This window comes from Streptomyces sp. NPDC001617, assembly GCF_053596855.1.
Window position 1 is genome coordinate 175,760 of sequence record NZ_JBSFHA010000009.1, and the last position, 17,506, is coordinate 193,265.

Genomic DNA, 17,506 nt, shown 5'->3' on the forward strand with positions numbered 1-17,506 from the left:
CTCCGATCGTGACGCGTTCGACGCGCAGGGCCGGCTGATCGACAGCGGTATCGAGACGAGGGTGACCTACGTGCGGCTGCCGCACGGCATCTGACCTCGCGTCGTCACGGCAGGTCGATGCCGCCCAGGGACGGGATCAGTGACGCGATGTCGCTCGGGATCTCGCTCGGGAGCTTCGTTGGCACCTTCGAGGGCAGCTTGCTGGGCAGTTCGGTCGGGATGCTCAGCGACGGTGCCGCCGAGTGGCTCGCGCTCGCACTGCTCTCGGGGGCCGGCTTCTTGTCGGTGGAGTCGTGGCTGCCGGAGACCCACAGCACGATGGCACCCGCCGCGAAGCCGGCGAAGAGGACGGAGAGTATGTGCCACCGCCTCCTCCTGGACGGGTCCGGCGGCGGCTGCCAACCACCGTGGACGGTCGGCTCGTCGCCTCCCGGCGGGGGGCCGTACCCGCCGCCCGGGGGTGGTCCGAAGTTCCCTGCGGCTCCGTGGCCGTAGCTTTCCGTGGGCGGTCCGAAACCGCCGCCCCGAGGCGGCGTGTCATCCGGCGGTCCAGGCGGCTGAGGAGGTACGGGCGGCATGGCCATACCATCCAGAATCGTCTCGCAGCGGACATGGCGCGAGCCCCGCACGGGAGTTGATACGCCCCCATGCCATGGACCATACGATTCCGGAGCATTCCGTGCGGGGACGGATCAGGTACGCGCGCGTACGCGTTGCGATGCACGCGCGCGTACCCGTGCCGTTCAGCCGCGCGCGCCCAGCAGGTGGTCCATCGCCAGCTGGTCGAGCTGCTCGAAGGCCATCCCGCGCGCCGCGACCGACTCGGGGTCGAACTCCTCGAAGGCGCTGCGGTCCGCGAGCAGGGCGTCGAGGCCGTCCGCCGCGGTCTGCTGGGCGAGCTGGTCCAGCCGCGAGGCGCGCAGAGCCTCCTGCACCTCCGGGTCGGCACGGAAGGCGGCCGCGCGCTCCTTGAGGATGAGGTAGTTGCGCATGCAGCCGGCGGCCGACGCCCACACGCCGTCGAGGTCCTCGGTCCGCGGCGGCTTGAAGTCGAAGTGCTTCGGGCCGGCGTAACCGGCGCTCTCCAGCAGGTCGACCAGCCAGAACGCGGCACGCAGGTCGCCGGCGCCGAAGCGGAGGTCCTGGTCGTACTTGATGCCGGACTGGCCGTTGAGGTCGATGTGGAAGAGCTTGCCCGCCCACAGGGCCTGCGCGATGCCGTGCGGGAAGTTCAGACCCGCCATCTGCTCGTGGCCGACCTCCGGGTTGACGCCGTAGAGCTCGGGGCGCTCCAGGCGCTCGATGAACGCGAGGGCGTGGCCGACGGTGGGCAGGAGGATGTCACCGCGCGGCTCGTTCGGCTTGGGCTCGATGGCGAACTTCAGGTCGTAGCCCTGGGAGGTCACATACTCGCCGAGGAGGTCGAAGGCCTCCTTCATACGGTCGAGAGCGACGCGGACGTCCTTGGCGGCGCCCGACTCGGCGCCCTCGCGGCCGCCCCAGGCGACGTAGGTCTTGGCGCCCAGCTCGACCGCGAGGTCGATGTTGCGGATCGTCTTGCGCAGGGCGTAGCGGCGCACGTCGCGGTCGTTCGCGGTGAACGCGCCGTCCTTGAAGACGGGGTGCGTGAAGAGGTTGGTGGTGGCCATCGGCACGGTCATGCCGGTCGCGTCGAGGGCCTGACGGAAGCGCTTGATGTGCGCCTCGCGCTCGCTGTCGGAGGACCCGAAGGGGATCAGGTCGTCGTCGTGGAAGGTGACGCCGTAGGCGCCCAGCTCGCTCAGGCGCTGCACCGTCTCGACCGGGTCGAGGGCACGCCGCGTGGCGTCGCCGAACGGGTCCCTTCCCTGCCAGCCGACGGTCCACAGGCCGAAGGTGAACCTGTCATCGGGGGTGGGCTGGTAGCTCATACCGCGGCTCCTTGCTTGGTGACGACGCTTGCTTACGACTATTTCGTCATGGCGGTTTACAAATTAGTATGCAGGAGCGTCCCTGGGAAGGGATCCGGTTGAGCCGCGGAAAAAGGAGAGCCCGATGTCAGCAGCCGAGGGTCCGCTCGTCGTCGGCGTGGACACGTCGACCCAGTCCACCAAGGCGCTGGTCGTCGACGCGGCCACCGGTCAGGTCGTCGCGAGCGGTCAGGCACCGCACACCGTCTCCTCCGGGGCCGGCCGCGAGAGCGACCCGCGCCAGTGGTGGGACGCCCTGTGCGAGGCCCTGCGCCAGTGCGGTGACGCGGCGCACGAGGCGGCCGCGGTGTCGATCGGCGGGCAGCAGCACGGCCTGGTCACGCTGGACGAGCGGGGCGAGCCGGTGCGCCCGGCGCTGCTGTGGAACGACGTGCGCTCGGCGCCGCAGGCCCGCCGGCTGATCGAGGAGCTGGGTGGCCCGAAGGCCTGGGCGGAGCGGACCGGCAGTGTGCCCGGCCCGTCCTTCACGATCACGAAGTGGGCCTGGCTGGCCGAGAACGAACCGGAGGCGGTGCGCGCCACCAAGGCGGTGCGTCTTCCCCATGACTACCTCACCGAGCGCCTCACGGGTCAGGGCACGACCGACCGCGGCGACGCCTCGGGGACGGGCTGGTGGGCGTCCGGGACGGAGTCGTACGACGAGGAGACCCTCGCGCATGTGGGCCTCGATCCGGCGCTGCTGCCCCGCGTGGTCCGCCCGGGTGAGGTGGCGGGGACCGTGCGCGACGGCCATGACCTGCCGTTCTCCAAGGGCACCCTGGTCGCTCCGGGGACGGGCGACAACGCGGCCGCCGCGCTGGGCCTCGGGCTGCGGCCCGGCACACCGGTGCTGAGCCTGGGCACCTCGGGCACGGTGTACGCCGTCTCCAAACGCCGCCCGGCCGATCCGACCGGCACCGTGGCGGGCTTCGCGGACGCGCACGGCGACTGGCTGCCGCTGGCCTGCACCCTGAACTGCACGCTCGCCGTCGACCGCGTCGCCGCGCTGCTGGGCCTGGACCGCGAGGCGGTGGAGCCCACCACGGCCATCACCCTCCTGCCCTATCTGGACGGCGAGCGCACCCCGAACCTGCCGGGCGCCTCCGGACTGCTGCACGGCCTGCGCCACGACACCACCGCCGGTCAGCTCCTGCAGGCCGCCTACGACGGCGCTGTGCACTCCCTGCTCGGCGCGCTCGACCTGGTGCTCGACGAGGACGCGGACCGTTCGGCGCCGCTGCTGCTGATCGGCGGGGGCGCCCGGGGCACGGCCTGGCAGCAGACCGTACGCCGGCTGTCGGGCCGTGCGGTGCAGGTGCCGGAGGCGAAGGAACTGGTCGCACTCGGCGCGGCGGCGCAGGCGGCGGGCCTGCTGACCGGCGAGGATCCGGCCGCGGTCGCCCGGCGCTGGAACACGGCCGCGGGCCCGGTGCTCGATGCCGTGGAGCGGGACGAGGAGACGCTGGCCAGGATCGCCGGGGTACTCTCCGACGCGGCCCCGCTGCTGGAGCGGAGCACCGAAAGCCGTTGAGGACGGGGGCATGACCGCACCGCTGCACGAGGCGCACCCGGCCGGGCCGGGCCGCGCGCTGCCCGACACCCAGCAGGGCATGCGCCGGCGCAACCTGGCCCGGGTGATGCACACCGTCAGCGCCGAGGGCCCGCTCTCCCGCGCCGCCGTCGCCTCGCGCATCGGCCTGACCCGGGCCGCGGTCTCGACACTCGTCGACGAGCTCATACGCTCGGGGCTGCTCCAGGAGCTGGGCCCCGAGCGGCCCGGCCGGGTGGGCCGCCCCGGCTCTGCCCTCGCCGTCAGCGGACACGGTCCCGCCGGGATCGGCGCCGAGGTGGGCGTCGACCATCTCGCGGTGTGCGCGGTCGACCTGCGCGGACAGGTGCGGGCCCGGGCGGTGCGGCACGGCACCAACCGCGGCCGCTCCCCCGAGCCGGTGATCGACGAACTCACCGAGCTGGTGCACCGGGTCGTCGCCGAGGCCGAGCGCGAGGGACTGTGGCCCGCGGGCCTCGCGGTGGCCGTGCCGGGTCTGGTGGCCCGCGACGCGCGCACCGTCGTGAGCGCCCCGAACCTCGGCTGGCACGACACGGACCTCGGCGCGCTGCTCCCCACGGACCATCCGCTGATCGTCGACAACGAGGCCAACTTCGGTGCCCTCGCCGAACTCTGGCTGGGCGAGAGCACCCCGCATGACTTCCTGCATGTGTCGGCGGAGATCGGCATCGGTGCGGCCGTCGTGGTGGCCGGGGGGCTGCTGCGCGGGACGCGTGGTTTCGCCGGCGAGCTGGGGCATGTGCCGGTACGGCCGGAGGGGCCCGCGTGTCCGTGCGGCGGGCGGGGGTGTCTGGAGCAGTACGCCGGTGAGGAGGCGGTACTGCGGGCGGCGGGGCTGGAGCCGGGCGAGGACAGGGTCGGGCTGCTCGCGGGCCGGGCCGCGGACGGTGACACGGACGTACGACGGGCCCTGCACGACGCCGGCGAGGCACTCGGCATCGCGCTCACCGGCGCGGTGAATCTGCTGGACCCCGAGAGCGTCGTGCTGGGCGGTGCGCTGGCCGGGCTCGCGCCCTGGCTGCTGCCGTCGCTGGAGGCCGAGTTGGACCGGCGCACGGCGGGGCCCGCCTGTCCGGTGACCGTCTCGCGGTTGGGTCCCGAGGGGCCGCTGCTGGGTGCCGCGCACTCGGTGGTGCGGGCGGTCCTCGACGATCCGGCGGCGGTGGCCGGTGTGGCACCCACGCCGTGAATGAGACCCAGGACCGGCAGAAAGTCGTCACGACTGTGCGTTCTGTACGGCCTCTCCGGTGGGGCCCGCCGCGAACCATTTGCCGTCGATTCCCTGGCCGTTGAGGTCGCCGGGCCTGCTGTCGCCCGAGAAGCGGTAGAGGGGCCGACCGCCCACGGCGATCTGGATCTGGCCGTCCTGTCGGCGCATGGAACGGGTCGGCGGTGTCGGCGTCGAAGCGGTACAGGGACGTCTGATTGATGTCGATGAGGTGCGGCGAGGACAGTAATGGCGAGGTCACCGCGGACAACCGCGATCCCGGAGGCCGTGGGCCCGCGCCACAGACCCAGGGCCTCGATCAGCAACTCGGTGGCGGCGGCCGGTCGATCGTCGTGCGCCGCCCGCTCCGCCTGCTGCCGCAGGCCACGGAACCGCAGCAGGTGGAGACGGTCCGGGTCGACCTCCAGCCGGTAGCCGCCCGAGCCGCGCACCAGCCACCGCGACTCGCCCCCGGCCGGGAGGTCGGGTTCGAGCAGCCGGCGCAACGCCCCGACGTGCCGCTGGACGACGTTGACGGCGGTGTCCGGAGGGTCCTGTCCCCACAGAGCGTCGACGATCTCGTGGACGGCGACCGGATGTCCCGCCTGGGTCAGCAGCAGAGCGAGCAGGGCGCGCTGCTTGGGTGGTCCCAGCACCAGCTCCGTGTCGCCGCGCCAGACATGTGCAACCAGCGCGTCAGGGTCCAGGGGCGCGCGAACGCGGACGAGGGCCGCACCGAGTTCGCCGCGCAGGGTTGCGTCACCTCGGGCTGGCGGGTGCACGGAATCGGCCCGGGCGTCGCGACGGATCGGGTTCGGAGCCGTGCCCCCGTGTTGACGGTGCGTGCTCGCGCAATGTGGTCCTGCGCCGAGCGCTAGAGCCCCAGGTCGAGGGCCAGACAAGAGAAGGTGCGCCATGCGCCGGTGTCCTGGTCCGAGGCACTCGCCGCGCCCTTCGGCACGGACTCGACCATTTCGGTCATGTTCTCGAACGGGATGCGCTCGGGCAGCTTGCCGAAGCGCGCATGCCGTGCCGCCGCAGCGGCGTTCGTCGTGGCTTCCTGGCTCATGACCAGCCTCCACCTCATCGGTCGTGGACAGGTCCCGTCGGCCGACGGGACCAGGTTCAGCTTGCATCTCGAATCGTCACCAGTCAAGACGGTGACTGAAGCGCCTTCAGGCACTTCTGGCCAGTCAGGCGAACCGGTTGATCTGAGTCGAATAACCATCTTGACGGGTGACGTAAACCTATGAAAATCTCTCGTCACCAGTCAGAGCGGTTACTTCTCGGTGAGGACACCCCATGGCAGTCGTACGGTTCCATCTCGTCTCCCAGCTCGGCCCGAAGGAAGTGCTGGCGGTGCTCACCGACTTCAGCCCCGCGCGCGCCGAGGCCTGGCCCACGATCGACGCCGAACACTTCGAGGTCCACGAACTCGGCGACACCTGGGCCGAGGTCACCGAAGGCACCGCCGCAGCGTGGGAGCGCGCACGCTACGAGTGGGAGCCGGCCGGGGACACGGTCACCATCACCACGCTCGACTCCAAGCTCTTCGGAGCCGGCGGCGGCTGGGTCTTCCGGATGACTCCGGAGGGCGAGGGCACCCGGGTCGATGTCGAGCTGACGCGGGAGCCGAGCACGGTCAAGGGAAGGATGCTCGCCGCGCTGCTCCCCCTGGCCGCTCCCTCGTCCCTGCGCAAGTCCTTCGCGGGCCCTCTTCAGGCGAAGTGACGCGCACCGGAACCGCGGTCCGGGGGCCGACGGTTCGATACGGAGCACACCTCGAGGGGTCGGCAGCGTGAGCTGTCGGCCCCTTTGTCGACCAGATGCTCGATGAGTACACCCCGCTGCCGGCATGTGCGGAGTTCCGTTTCGACCCGGACATGCCCGCGGTGATCACGGTCGCGTTCATGCCGGAACGAGGACCGAGTCTCGTCTGGCGCAGCCGCGAGCCCCTCCATCGCGGCCTGACGTCGACGAGCGGCTGCGGCGACGTCCGGATACGGCCGGCGCTGCCTCGGGAACGGCCCTCGTCCCGGCTGCGCCTTGCGCATGTGTCCGAGGGCGACGATGGTGATCGCCCAGGCCAGGATGTCGTGGACGAAGATCGCGCCGGTGCGGGAGATGAAGGGCAACAGCCGCATGAACCACATCAGCAGGCCGATGGACATCATCACCACCACGACGCCGGCGATCCAGCCTGCTCGACGAGCCCACCAACCACCTCTCCCCGCGACTGTGCGACGAGTTCGGAGGCCGCACCGGGCGCGGACCACGGAGCTGCCGTCGCGGCGAGCCACGGCCGCCGGCCGCGCCGACGGTGACAGGGCCGCGAACTACGTCTGGATCCGGGACGCGACCGACTCTGACCTGCGCGGACCGCGCGAGGTGCCATACGATCGCGATCGCGCCGCCAGCCGGGCACCACCTGAAACGGTGACGGGCCTTGCACCCGACAGAAGTCACCTGTCAAGATGGTGATGTGAACCTTGACCATGTATTCGTATGCGGCCACCCGGCACTCGATTTCGCGGCCACACTCCGGGCCCGGCGCTCGACCCGGTTCGAGATGTTCGTGACGCCGGAGCGGCTGAATGCCTGGTACGTGGAGGCCGGGCTGGTGGACACGATCACACCCGGCACCGAGGACGACGTCCGGGAGGCGACGACGGTGCGCGAGGCCGTCTACCACCTCGTCACGGACCGCCGGCTCGGCGAGGAGTTCGACCGCGAGGCGCTCGCCGTGGTCAACGCCGCCGCGCGCAAGACCCCCGTGACGCCGCAGCTCACCATGGCCGGACGGCACACCGACGCGACCCCCGAGCAGGCGCTGGCGACCGTCGCCCGACAGGCCGTGGAACTGCTCAGCGGCCCGGACGTCCCCCTGATGAAGGAGTGCGGCAACCCGGAGTGCACCCGGGTCTACATCGACCGCTCCCGGGGCATGCGGCGCCAGTGGTGCGGCATGGAGTCCTGCGGCAACAAAATCAAGGCCGCCGCATACCGCGCCCGCAAGAAGTCCGCGCCCGCGGCCGCCGCACACTGACACCCACATGTGCCATCGCCGTTCACACTTCCCACCTCCCCGGCCACACCAGCGCCTACGTGCCCCTCGACGTGGGTGACATGCGCGCCGTCACCCGAATCGAGGGAGTGAACGGTTGTGACCAGCCAGTCGGCCGACACCCTCCGATCGCGGTACGTCCACAAGCCGCGTCGGACTTGGAGGAGAACCGTCGGCTGCAGCAGGAGCTGACGGAGAGGATCACGGTCTTGAAGCAGGAGGAAGCCCTGCTGGCGGACCTGCTCGGCAAGTACGACGAGCCGCGCCTGGCGAAGGAGCTGCGGGACGAACTCCTCGTGAAGCACCCGGACCGCAACCCCACCCCGCAGGTGGTGCGGAACACCCTCGAATCCCTGGTCGCCAAGGGACGTATCAGGCATCACAAGCAGGAGCGTTCCGTCATGTACACCCTGGTGAAGCCCGGCTGAGTCGGACGGTTGCGTCCGACACCTCCACGCCCCACCCTCTCCCTCTCGCGTTCGGCCGCCCCACTCACAGGTGTGACCACGCCCGCCGTCGGAGCGAGGCGGCCGCCCGGTCCAGCAGACGGGCACCCCAGGGCGACCAGCTCCCGGTCCCGTGCGGTGGTCATGAGCCCCACCTCGTCTCCAACAGGCGCAGCCAACCGTTCGACCGGTATCTCTCCGGGGATGGCGACGGTGGCCGAGTGGACCAGCTCGCCGACGCCCGGCCCCGGTAGCCGGGGCGGTACTGGACGGCGCCCGCGAGGTGACCGACCTCGTGGTCGACGCGGCGGTGGTGTGGTCCGCGACGTTCTCGGCGTCCGGCGACGGCGTGGGTGTCGGTGGGATGGAAGCACGTCGGACGGGTGTGGTGGCCCGTGATGGGGTGGCGGTCCCGGCGCGGCGGGAGCTCGACCGCGCCGGGAACCGTGTTCAGCGGCCGGGGGCTCGCTGGAAGACCTCCTGGAGGAACCACTCATTGCCGTCGAGGTCCTGGAAGGCGGCGAAGGTGCCGTAGCTGGCCCGCTCGGGGTGCGGTCCTGGCACTCGGTGGGAGTCGCCGGCGTGATGGAAGGCACCGGTCTCGTCGCGGAACGGGCCGGAGACCTCCACACCGCGGGAGGTCAGCTCCTCCTGGGCCTTGACGATGTCGGTGACGGTCAGCTGCAGGCCGTGGAGCGTGCCCGCCTCCTGCCGGGTGAGGCCCTCCCCGAAGATGATCGAGCACTCGGAGCCGGGCGGGGTCACCTGAACAATCCGGTACCCGTCATTGATGGGGAAGTCTGCGTCGAGGCGCCAGCCCAGCCGCTCCACGTAGAAACCCTTGGCTCGGTCCACGTCGGAGACGGGCAGAATGACGACTTCGAGCTTCATGTCCATGGCTGTGATCTCGCTTTCGATGGTTCGGTCTTGGTGCCGCGCTGTTCCCCGCCGGTCAGAGGAAGCTCGAGGCCGCCGGGCCGTACCCCGACAACACCGCGCTCTGCGCCCAGTTCCACGCCTGCGTGTCCGGCGACCGGTCACGGTCCTCTGTGTGCGTCATGGAAGCCATGTCCTGCCCTCGCTCTTCGGTCGGAGGGGTTCCTCGGCGGTGGCCTGGTCGACACCACCGAGAACGGACCCGCGCCGCCGAGCTCCTTGGGAGCGCGAGGCCGGTCTCCAGCAGACCGTCGGAGGAGCGGACGTGACCGCCGTTCCGGCCTTCTCCGTCGACGTCGACAACGGCGGTATGGCTGACTGCCATGACTGGTGCTCCCCATCTGGGTCGAGAGGCCTTGGGTCGCCTGCCGCCCGGGACTGTCCAGAAATCACCGGTTCAGACGGTGACGCAATCATGGCAGCCGATCTCGTCACCAGTCAAGGTGGTGATGTCGCCTGTGGGGTGTCGACCGCGCGCGCGTCGCAAGGGGCGGCGACGGGCGGACGAGGGCCGGAGCACCCATCCCGCCGGAGGGTGGCGGCCGAGGGTGCCGGAGGACGTCTGAGGGTCAGATGGTGATGGTCTTGTACTCGGTGTAGGTGCCGAGGCCGACCGCGCCGTACTCGCGGCCGATGCCGCTGGCCTTGAAGCCGCCGAAGGGGCCGTCGAAGGCGATGGAAGCGCCGTTGACGGTGATGGTGCCGGTGCGGACGCGGCGGGCGACCGCCAGGGCGTGCTCCTCGTCGGAGGACCAGACGCCACCGGAGAGGCCGTACTCGGAGTCGTTGGCGATGCGGACGGCGTCGTCCTCGTCGTCGTAGGCGACGACCACCAGGACCGGGCCGAAGATCTCCTCCTGCGCGATCCGCATGGAGGTGTCGACGTCGGCGAAGACGGTGGGCGTGACGTAGTTGCCCTTCTCCAGGCCCTCAGGGATCTGCGTGCCGCCGGTGACCAGGCGGGCGCCCTCGTCGATGCCGAGCTGGATGTAGTCGCGCACCCGCTCCTGCTGGTCGGGGCGGATCATGGGGCCGATGAAGGTGTCGGGGTCGTCGGGGTCACCGACCTTCAGTGACTCCACCAGCTCCTTCAACGCGGCCACGACCTCCTCGTACCGGCCGCGGGGGGCCAGGATGCGGGTCTGGGCGATGCACGACTCGCCGTTGTTGAGCAGGGAGCCGAACTTCACGCCCGCGACGGCCTTCTCGATGTCGGCGTCGGGAAGGATGATGGCGGCGGACTTGCCGCCCAACTCCAGGCTGACCCGCTTCAGCTGCTCGCCCGCGATCGCGGCGATGCGGCGACCGGCCCGGGTCGAGCCGGTGAAGGCGATCTTGTCGACCTCCTTGTGCGACACGAGGTACTCACTGGTCTCCCGGTCCGCGGGCAGGACGCTGATCACGCCGTCGGGCAGGCCCACCTGTTCAAGGAGTTCGGCCAGGAAGCCCATGCTCAGCGAGTTCTCCGGGGACACCTTGAGGACCACGGAGTTGCCGGCGACCAGGGCCGGGATGATCTTCGAAGTGGCCGAGGAGAAGGGCGAGTTCCACGGGATTACGGCGGCGACGACACCGACCGCCTCGCGGCGCACCACGCTGCGCACCGGGGACACAGGGTCGGAGGGAGTGAGTGTCTCCTCCCAGCCGAACTCCTCCGCCGCCTTCAGGTAGGCATTCGCCTGCCGGGTCAGGCCGGGCTGTCCGGCCCGGGTGAACCATCCGGCCGAGCCGTTCTCCCGTGAGATCAGGTGCGCGATCTTCTCCGCGTTCCGCTCGCGCAGTGCGTTGAACCGCCGCAGGACAGCGATCCGCTCCATCGGCGGCGTCAGACGCCACTCGCCCGCCCCGAAGGACGCCCGCGCGGCGGCAACCGCGCGGTCGATGTCCGCCGGCCGCGCCTGCGCCACGCGGCCGACCACCGACCGGTCGTGCGGCGAGGCGATGTCGAGCAGCTCCGGGTTGCTCGGCTCGACCCAGGAACCCCCGATGAAGAGCCGGTCATAGGTCATCATGCGTTTCCTCTTCTTCCGGTACGCTCTTTAAATGTCACTCCACTGTAGCGCTTAGACGACAGGGCTCTACTTCTGAGAGGCGCTAGATGTCTCAGGCTGCACATTCCGCCACTAGACTCGGGGCGGTGAGAGCCGACGCAGCACGCAACCTGGAAGCCGTCCTGACCACGGGAGCACGCATGCTCGCCGTCGACTCCGGCGCGAGCATCGCGAGCATCGCGACCGAGGCAGGTGTGGACCGGCGTACCGTCTACCGCCGCTTCGCCTCCCGCGAGGACCTCCTGGCGGCCATCTACGAAGCCCGCCTGACGGCCATCGAACACGCCATCCAGGACGCACGACTGCGCGAAGCACCCGTCGCCGTCGCCCTGCACCGCTACGTCGAGAACATCATCGGCGTCAACCGCACCTGGCCCGTCGACCTCGCCCGCATGCTCGCCGACGACACCGTCCACACACGCCGTGACGCCGCGGTCCAGGAGGTCGACGCCTTCCTCCGACGCGCCACCGACGAAGGCCTCCTGCGGCCCGGTCTCCCGGAGGGATGGGCGAGCGCGCTGCTGCCCCAGCTCATGCACCTCGTGTCTCGGCAGCTGCCCGAACTGAGCGCCGGACAGGCCGCGGACGTCGTGGTCGACACTCTGCTGAACGGCCTCGGAGCGGCCTGACACACCGGCGGCGGTGTGACGCGGCGGGTCGGGACGGCTCGCTGCTCGGAAGGTCGCCGAGACCGGCTCTCCATCAGGCCGGCATGTTTCTCGGCGTCGGGCACATGTGTGAGCGGCGGGTCAGCTCGTCAGCCGGTGCGGATGGGCGGGGTACACCCCCAGGATGCGCACCTCGGAGGAGAAGAAACGCAGCTCGTGCAGGGCGAGGGCGACACGTTCGTCGTCGGGATGTCCCTCGATCTCGACGTAGAAGCGGCTGGGGTTGAGCCCGGCGCCCATCTGGTAGCTCTCGATCTTGGTGAGGTTCACGCCGCTGCTGGCGAAGCCGCCCAGCGCCTTGTACAGCGCGCTGGGGATGTTGCGCACGCAGAAGAACAGGCTCGTCATCGTCGGCTCCCCGGTGTACGGGGCCAGGGCGGCGTCCCGGGCGAGGACGACGAACCGTGTGGTGTTGTCCGGGTCGTCCTCGACCTCGGTGCGCAGCACATCGAGGCCGTAGAGCCGGGCCGCTGCGGGCGGGGCGAGCGCCGCGTGCCGGGGGTCGCCCAGCTCGGCCACCTCGCGCGCCGCTCCGGCCGTGTCGTCGCTGACGAGGGTGCGCCAGCCGCCCTCCCGCAGCACCTTGCGGCACTGTCCCAGCGCGTGGACGTGACTGCGTACGCACTCCACCTGGTCCAGCGTCGCGCCGGGCACCCCCATCAGGTCGAAGCGGATGGCGAGGAAGTACTCGCCGACGATGAACAGCCCCGACTCCGGGAGCAGATGGTGTACGTCCGCGACGCGTCCGGCCGCCGAGTTGTCCACCGGGATCACGGCGACGTCGGCGGCGCCGAGCGTCACGGCGTCCAGGGCCTGCTCGAAACTCGTGCAGGGCATTTCGTCGCCCTCGGGATACAGGGCGCGCGCGGCGGTCGCCGAGTTGGATCCGGGTTCACCCTGGTATGCGGCGGTCGTCACCGTGTTCAGCCTTCCTCGGGGAGGTCCTGTGTCCTGTCGTGAGGCAGCAGAAGCTCCGTCGCGTACCGCACCTCCTGAAGTATGGGTGAACCGACCTCGATCAATCGCACCAGGGGTGTCGGCCCCGGGAGTCCGTTGCCTGTCGAGCCCACGCTCGGGGGCCGTACAACAGACCTTTTCGGCCACACCAGGTGACGTCAACCGCTGTAGGCATCCAGTCTTCTGCGCGAGGTGTGAGTGATGGACGTCGCACACGTGGATCGCCATGCGGACCGTGGTCGCGGTCGGCCGCGGTGCTGGGGCTGGGCTCGGCTACGACCCGGTGACGGCGTTCCTGCTGCTCGCCACGGTGATCGTGACGGTCGTGATCGGTGTCTACATCGTGGACCTCGCCTGCGCGGGCTACTTCCTGCGCCGCAGGCGGGAGTTGCTCAAGCCGGTACGCCATCTGCCGCTGCCGATCCTCGGCATCGTCGCGTTCGTGCCCGCGCTGCTGACCGCGGCCGGCCTGCCCCTCTTCGACTTCGTCACCGAACTGACCGCACCGGTGTCATACGCCCATCGTCGGGATATGGATGGTCGCGGGGCTCGTGGTGCTGGTCGTGCTGACGCGCCGACACCCCGAGCACATGACCGAGACCGCCCGGGTCCACCTGGACGAGCCCGCCCCCACCGGCACCTCGCAGATCGGAGCAGCCCACCCATGAGCGACCCTCGGATCCTGACCGTCCGTCCCGAACCGGGCGAGTACGCCTGGACGTTCGGCGGCGCGCCGCCCGTGGCACGCATCGCGCCCGGCACCGTCCTCGACCTGTACACCGAGGACTGCTTCGCCGGGCGGGTGCGGTCGGAGAAGGACCTGGTGTCCGAGGTGTGCGAGTTCCCGTTCCTCAACCCGCAGACCGGCCCCTTCCACGTCGAAGGGGCGGAGCCTGGCGACACGGTCGCCGTGCACTTCGTATCGATCGAGCCGGCCCGCGACTGGGCCGCGTCGACCACGGTCCCCCTGTTCGGCGCGCTCACCTCCACCCACACCACCGCCACACTGCAGCCGCCGCTGCCGGAGACCGTGTGGATCTGGCAGCTCGACCGGACCCGGCGCACGGCGCTGTTCCGGGCACACGACAGCGACATCGAGGCCGAGCTGCCCATCGATCCGATGCACGGCACGGTGGGCGTGGCCCCCGCCAACCTCGAGGTCCGGTCGGCCCTGGTGCCCGACGCGCACGGCGGCAACATGGACACACCCGAGATGCGGGCGGGCGTCACCTGCTACCTCGGGGTGAACGTGGAGGGCGCGCTGCTCAGCCTCGGCGACGGGCACGCCCGGCAGGGCGAGGGTGAGACCTGTGGCGTCGCGGTCGAGTGCGCGATGAACACCGTGGTGATCGTCGAGCTGCTCAAGGGAGTCGCCACGCCGTGGCCGCGCATCGAGTCGGACACGCACATCATCTCGACCGGTTCGGCCCGCCCGCTGGAGGACGCGTTCCGGATATCCCAGCTGGACCTGGTGCAGTGGCTGGCGCGCGACTACGGGTTCAGCGAACTGGACGCGTACCAGTTCGCGACCCAGGCGGTGGAGTCGCCGTTGGCCAACGTGTGCGACACCAACTACACCTGCGTGGCCAAGATCCGCAAAGAGTGGCTGCCCGCACGCGAGACTCACCGCGGGGTGCATGCGCAGCTGCGGGAGAGCGCAGCGGCGCTGCGGCGATGAGCAGCCCCGTCCCTGCACGCACACCGAAAGGCACGGCTCGATGGAGCGAGCAAGACCCGGTACCTCCAGGCGACTGTTCCTGAAAGGCACAGCCCTGGCCGCGGTTCCCCATGTCTTACTGCCGGACGCACGGGCCGACGCGCAGCCCCGGGCCGTCGACTACCCGCCGGCCGAGTGGCAGCCGGCGACGGCCTCCAACTACACGGCGTCGGACCGCCCCGACTCCTATCCGCTCGACTACGTGGTCATCCACGTCACGCAGGAGACGTACGCCGACACGCTCGCCATCTTCCAGAACCCGAAGAAGCAGGTGTCCGCGCACTATCTGGTGCGATCGGCCGACGGGCGCGTGGCGCAGTGCGTCCGGGAGGCGGACATCGCCTGGCACGCGGGGAACTGGGACTACAACACACGCAGCATCGGCATCGAGCACGAGGGGTGGGTGGACCGGCCCGCCTACTTCACCGACGCCCTCTACGAGCAGTCGGCCAGGCTCACCGCGGCGATCTGTGCCAAGTACGGTATCCGGAAGGACCGGGCGCACATCATCGGGCACTACGAGGTGCCGGGGACGGATCACACCGATCCCGGGCCCGACTGGGACTGGACGCGCTATATGAGGCTGGTCGACCTCGCCTGACAGGGGCGGCGGGGTGCTCGTCCGGGTGAGCGCGGTCGAAACGGTTGTCCGGGCGCGTACCCGGAGTGACGATGTCCCCAGTCGCATACCTTTCGGGGAGGCCCAGTTGACCGATCCGTGGGTGGCCCTGGAGCCGGGGGCCGACCCTGCCGAGCGCGCGCTGATGCTGCGTCGCGCGCATGAGACGTTCACCGAGGCGGGCACGGTGACGCGTCCGGTGCGCTCGGTGGTGGCCGAGTCCTGGCGGCGTTCCGCGCGGGCGGGCGTGGGGCCCGACGGTACGGCGGACGTGGACCTGATGGACGGGGACCTCGGCGCCTACCGGGCCGAGCATCCGCTGGCGCGGGTGATGCCGCTGTTCCGGGAGCTGATGGGGACCTTCGCCGCCGACGGGGAGCATCTGCTCGCGGTGTGCGACGAGCACGGCAGGCTGCTGTGGGTCGAGGGGCATCCGACCACCCGGCGGAAGGCGCGCCTGATGAACTTCGTGCCGGGTGCCCGATGGGCGGAGACCGCGATGGGGACCAACGCGCCGGGGACGGCGGTCGCGGTGGACCGGCCCGTGCAGGTGTTCGCGGCCGAGCACTTCATCCGGCGGGTGCAGCCGTGGACCTGCGCGGCGGCTCCGGTGCACGATCCACGGACCGGGCGGGTGCTCGGGGCGGTGGACATCACCGGCGGGGACGGGCTCGCACATCCGCACAGCCTGGGGTTCGTGCAGGCGGTCGCGCGGGCCGCCGAGTCGCAGTTGGCGCTGCTCGTGCCGGAGCGGCCCGGCCCGGACACACCGGAGCTGTCGGCGTTGGGCCGTGACGAGGCCCAACTCGTCGTCGAGGGGCGGCGGATCAGGCTCAGCCGTCGGCACAGCGAGATCCTGGTCCTGCTGGCCCGGCATCCGGAGGGACTGAGCGGAGACGAGCTGCTGTGCGCGCTGTACGAGGGCGAGTCGGTGCCGCCGGTGACGTTGCGGGCCGAACTGGCCAGGCTGCGGCGGCTGCTGGGGCCGGGGCTGCTGGCCTCGCGGCCCTATCGGCTCACCGTCCCGGTCGAGTGCGATGTCGCCGTCGTGGAGCGGCGGTTGGAGACCGGTGCGGTCACGGCGGCCGCGTCGGCGTATACGGGCCCGGTGCTGCCCGGGTCCCAGGCCCCGGCGGTGGTGCGGCTCAGGCACCGCCTCGCCGACGGCCTGCGTACGGCGCTGATCGCCCGGCGGGACCCGGACCTGCTCGCCGACTGGGCGCACGCGCCGTGGGGCGAGGACGACGTCGACATATGGCGGGCGCTCGCAGCGGTACGGCCGACGGCGGCCGTCCGGGCCCGGCTGACGGCACTGGAGACGGAGTTCGCGGCACCGGCCGACTGGACCGGGGCCCACGGCCGCAGGGGAGCCACGCCGACGTGACGGCCGTAGGACCGAAGCGGACCCGTCGACCGGGGCGCCTCCGCCGGGCACCGGCGAGCACGGCAACGTAGTCGTCGCCGTCACCCGACAGCCGGTGCCCGACCCCGCCCCTGCCATCCGGCACTCGGCACTCGGCACTCGGCACTCGGCACTCGGCACTCGGCACTCGGCGGCAACGTATTTGCAACGTCGCCGTCCCTAGCCTCCCCACGGAAGCTGCCCAACGGCGGGCAGCGCTGCTGAAGGAGGCACACGAGCATGACCCGTTACGCGGCGCCCGGTACCGAGGGCGCGATCGTCTCCTACCAGGCGCGCTACGACCACTTCATCGGGGGCGAGTACGTTCCGCCGGCCCGGGGGCAGTACTTCGAGAACCCGTCGCCGGTGAACGGGCAGCCGTTCACGGAGATCGCGCGCGGTACGGCGGAGGACGTGGAGCGGGCGCTGGACGCGGCGCACGCGGCCGCCCCGGCCTGGGGCCGTACGTCGGTGACCGAGCGCTCCGACATCCTGCTGAAGATCGCCGACCGGATGGCGGCGAACCTCGAGAAACTGGCGGTGGCCGAGAGCTGGGAGAACGGCAAGCCGGTGCGCGAGACGCTGGCCGCCGACATCCCACTGGCCATCGACCACTTCCGCTACTTCGCCGGGGCGATCCGCGCGCAGGAGGGCTCGCTCGGCGAGGTCGACGAGGACACCGTGGCGTACCACTTCCACGAGCCCCTCGGCGTGGTCGCGCAGATCATCCCGTGGAACTTCCCGATCCTGATGGCGACCTGGAAGCTGGCGCCCGCGCTGGCATCTTCGAGCGCCCCGCACCCGCCTTCCTGGACGCCCTGGAGATGCCCCTGCGCGGCGGACGCCCCCGTTTCCTGTCCGGCAGCGGCGGCATGGTGGCGTCGGCCCACGACATGCACCGCTTCATGGAGTTGCTGCGC

At 71.0% G+C, this 17,506-nt stretch carries 16 protein-coding genes and 4 pseudogenes; 11 read left to right on the top strand and 9 right to left on the bottom strand.

Translation table 11 applies throughout. The annotated features are described in order from the left end of the window. Positions 1-104: 104 nt before the first annotated feature. Positions 105-317, bottom strand: a complete 213-nt coding sequence (locus tag ACWC09_RS10270) for a hypothetical protein (RefSeq protein ID WP_450850098.1) — start codon at positions 315-317, stop codon at positions 105-107. 426 nt (positions 318-743) lie between these two features. Beyond that, positions 744-1,910, bottom strand: coding sequence for a xylose isomerase (gene xylA, locus ACWC09_RS10275; protein ID WP_450850099.1), 1,167 nt, complete (start codon positions 1,908-1,910; stop codon positions 744-746). Between the two features lie 124 nt (positions 1,911-2,034). Here xylA and xylB point away from each other — a divergent pair, with 124 nt between their 5' ends. Both xylB and ACWC09_RS10285 read left to right on the top strand, forming a co-directional pair. Next, entirely contained in the window at positions 2,035-3,480 is a 1,446-nt protein-coding gene (xylB, locus tag ACWC09_RS10280; protein ID WP_450850100.1) for a xylulokinase, read from the top strand. Positions 3,481-3,490: 10 nt separating this feature from the next. After that, the gene (locus ACWC09_RS10285; RefSeq protein ID WP_450850101.1) at positions 3,491-4,708 is read left to right on the top strand and encodes an ROK family protein; all 1,218 of its coding nucleotides are present in this window, start codon (positions 3,491-3,493) and stop codon (positions 4,706-4,708) included. Positions 4,709-4,735: 27 nt separating this feature from the next. On the opposite strand, the gene ACWC09_RS10290 is transcribed toward ACWC09_RS10285, so the two are convergent. The 3 genes and pseudogenes from ACWC09_RS10290 to ACWC09_RS10300 form a co-directional block, all read right to left on the bottom strand. Further along, the gene (locus ACWC09_RS10290; protein ID WP_450850102.1) at positions 4,736-4,897 is read right to left on the bottom strand and encodes a hypothetical protein; all 162 of its coding nucleotides are present in this window, start codon (positions 4,895-4,897) and stop codon (positions 4,736-4,738) included. Positions 4,898-5,058: 161 nt separating this feature from the next. Continuing rightward, a pseudogene (locus ACWC09_RS10295) lies at positions 5,059-5,643 on the bottom strand (AfsR/SARP family transcriptional regulator); the annotation flags it as partial. Further along, positions 5,601-5,795 (bottom strand): hypothetical protein, encoded by a 195-nt coding sequence (locus ACWC09_RS10300; protein ID WP_450850103.1) that lies wholly within the window; start codon positions 5,793-5,795, stop codon positions 5,601-5,603. The gene ACWC09_RS10300 and the pseudogene ACWC09_RS10295, both read right to left, overlap by 43 nt. A gap of 233 nt (positions 5,796-6,028) precedes the next feature. On the opposite strand from ACWC09_RS10300, the gene ACWC09_RS10305 reads away from it, so the two are divergent. Both ACWC09_RS10305 and ACWC09_RS10310 read left to right on the top strand, forming a co-directional pair. Continuing rightward, complete coding sequence (locus ACWC09_RS10305; RefSeq protein ID WP_450850104.1) at positions 6,029-6,457, top strand: hypothetical protein; 429 nt, start codon at positions 6,029-6,031, stop codon at positions 6,455-6,457. A 179-nt stretch (positions 6,458-6,636) separates the two neighbouring features. Next, positions 6,637-6,720 (top strand): annotated as a pseudogene (locus ACWC09_RS10310) (SsgA family sporulation/cell division regulator); the annotation flags it as partial. Positions 6,721-6,768: 48 nt separating this feature from the next. Here the strand turns inward: ACWC09_RS10310 and ACWC09_RS10315 are convergent. After that, positions 6,769-6,930 (bottom strand): annotated as a pseudogene (locus ACWC09_RS10315) (cytochrome b/b6 domain-containing protein); the annotation flags it as partial. Between the two features lie 278 nt (positions 6,931-7,208). Here ACWC09_RS10315 and ACWC09_RS10320 point away from each other — a divergent pair. After that, positions 7,209-7,772: a CGNR zinc finger domain-containing protein gene (locus ACWC09_RS10320; RefSeq protein WP_450850105.1), complete on the top strand. Its 564-nt coding sequence runs from the start codon at positions 7,209-7,211 to the stop codon at positions 7,770-7,772. Between the two features lie 117 nt (positions 7,773-7,889). Next, a pseudogene (locus tag ACWC09_RS10325) lies at positions 7,890-8,218 on the top strand (hypothetical protein). Positions 8,219-8,686: 468 nt separating this feature from the next. Here the strand turns inward: ACWC09_RS10325 and ACWC09_RS10330 are convergent. Together ACWC09_RS10330 and ACWC09_RS10335 are read right to left on the bottom strand one after the other, a co-directional pair. Then, on the bottom strand, positions 8,687-9,133 hold the full coding sequence (locus tag ACWC09_RS10330) for a VOC family protein (RefSeq protein ID WP_450850106.1): 447 nt from the start codon (positions 9,131-9,133) through the stop codon (positions 8,687-8,689). 608 nt (positions 9,134-9,741) lie between these two features. Continuing rightward, the gene (locus ACWC09_RS10335) at positions 9,742-11,184 is read right to left on the bottom strand and encodes an aldehyde dehydrogenase (RefSeq protein ID WP_450850107.1); all 1,443 of its coding nucleotides are present in this window, start codon (positions 11,182-11,184) and stop codon (positions 9,742-9,744) included. A gap of 179 nt (positions 11,185-11,363) precedes the next feature. Between ACWC09_RS10335 and ACWC09_RS10340 the strand changes: the two genes are divergently transcribed. Continuing rightward, positions 11,364-11,852, top strand: a complete 489-nt coding sequence (locus tag ACWC09_RS10340; RefSeq protein WP_450850122.1) for a TetR/AcrR family transcriptional regulator — start codon at positions 11,364-11,366, stop codon at positions 11,850-11,852. A 120-nt stretch (positions 11,853-11,972) separates the two neighbouring features. On the opposite strand, the gene ACWC09_RS10345 is transcribed toward ACWC09_RS10340, so the two are convergent. Further along, positions 11,973-12,809: a prephenate dehydratase gene (locus ACWC09_RS10345; protein WP_450850108.1), complete on the bottom strand. Its 837-nt coding sequence runs from the start codon at positions 12,807-12,809 to the stop codon at positions 11,973-11,975. A gap of 703 nt (positions 12,810-13,512) precedes the next feature. On the opposite strand from ACWC09_RS10345, the gene ACWC09_RS10350 reads away from it, so the two are divergent. The 4 genes from ACWC09_RS10350 to ACWC09_RS10365 all read left to right on the top strand — a co-directional run. Further along, positions 13,513-14,526, top strand: coding sequence for an acetamidase/formamidase family protein (locus tag ACWC09_RS10350; protein ID WP_450850123.1), 1,014 nt, complete (start codon positions 13,513-13,515; stop codon positions 14,524-14,526). A 40-nt stretch (positions 14,527-14,566) separates the two neighbouring features. Beyond that, positions 14,567-15,166: an N-acetylmuramoyl-L-alanine amidase gene (locus ACWC09_RS10355; RefSeq protein WP_450850109.1), complete on the top strand. Its 600-nt coding sequence runs from the start codon at positions 14,567-14,569 to the stop codon at positions 15,164-15,166. A 106-nt stretch (positions 15,167-15,272) separates the two neighbouring features. Continuing rightward, positions 15,273-16,568 (top strand): GAF domain-containing protein, encoded by a 1,296-nt coding sequence (locus tag ACWC09_RS10360; RefSeq protein ID WP_450850110.1) that lies wholly within the window; start codon positions 15,273-15,275, stop codon positions 16,566-16,568. Between the two features lie 258 nt (positions 16,569-16,826). Next, positions 16,827-17,506 (top strand): aldehyde dehydrogenase family protein (locus ACWC09_RS10365; protein WP_450850111.1); only part of this gene is annotated, 680 nt, incomplete at its 3' end.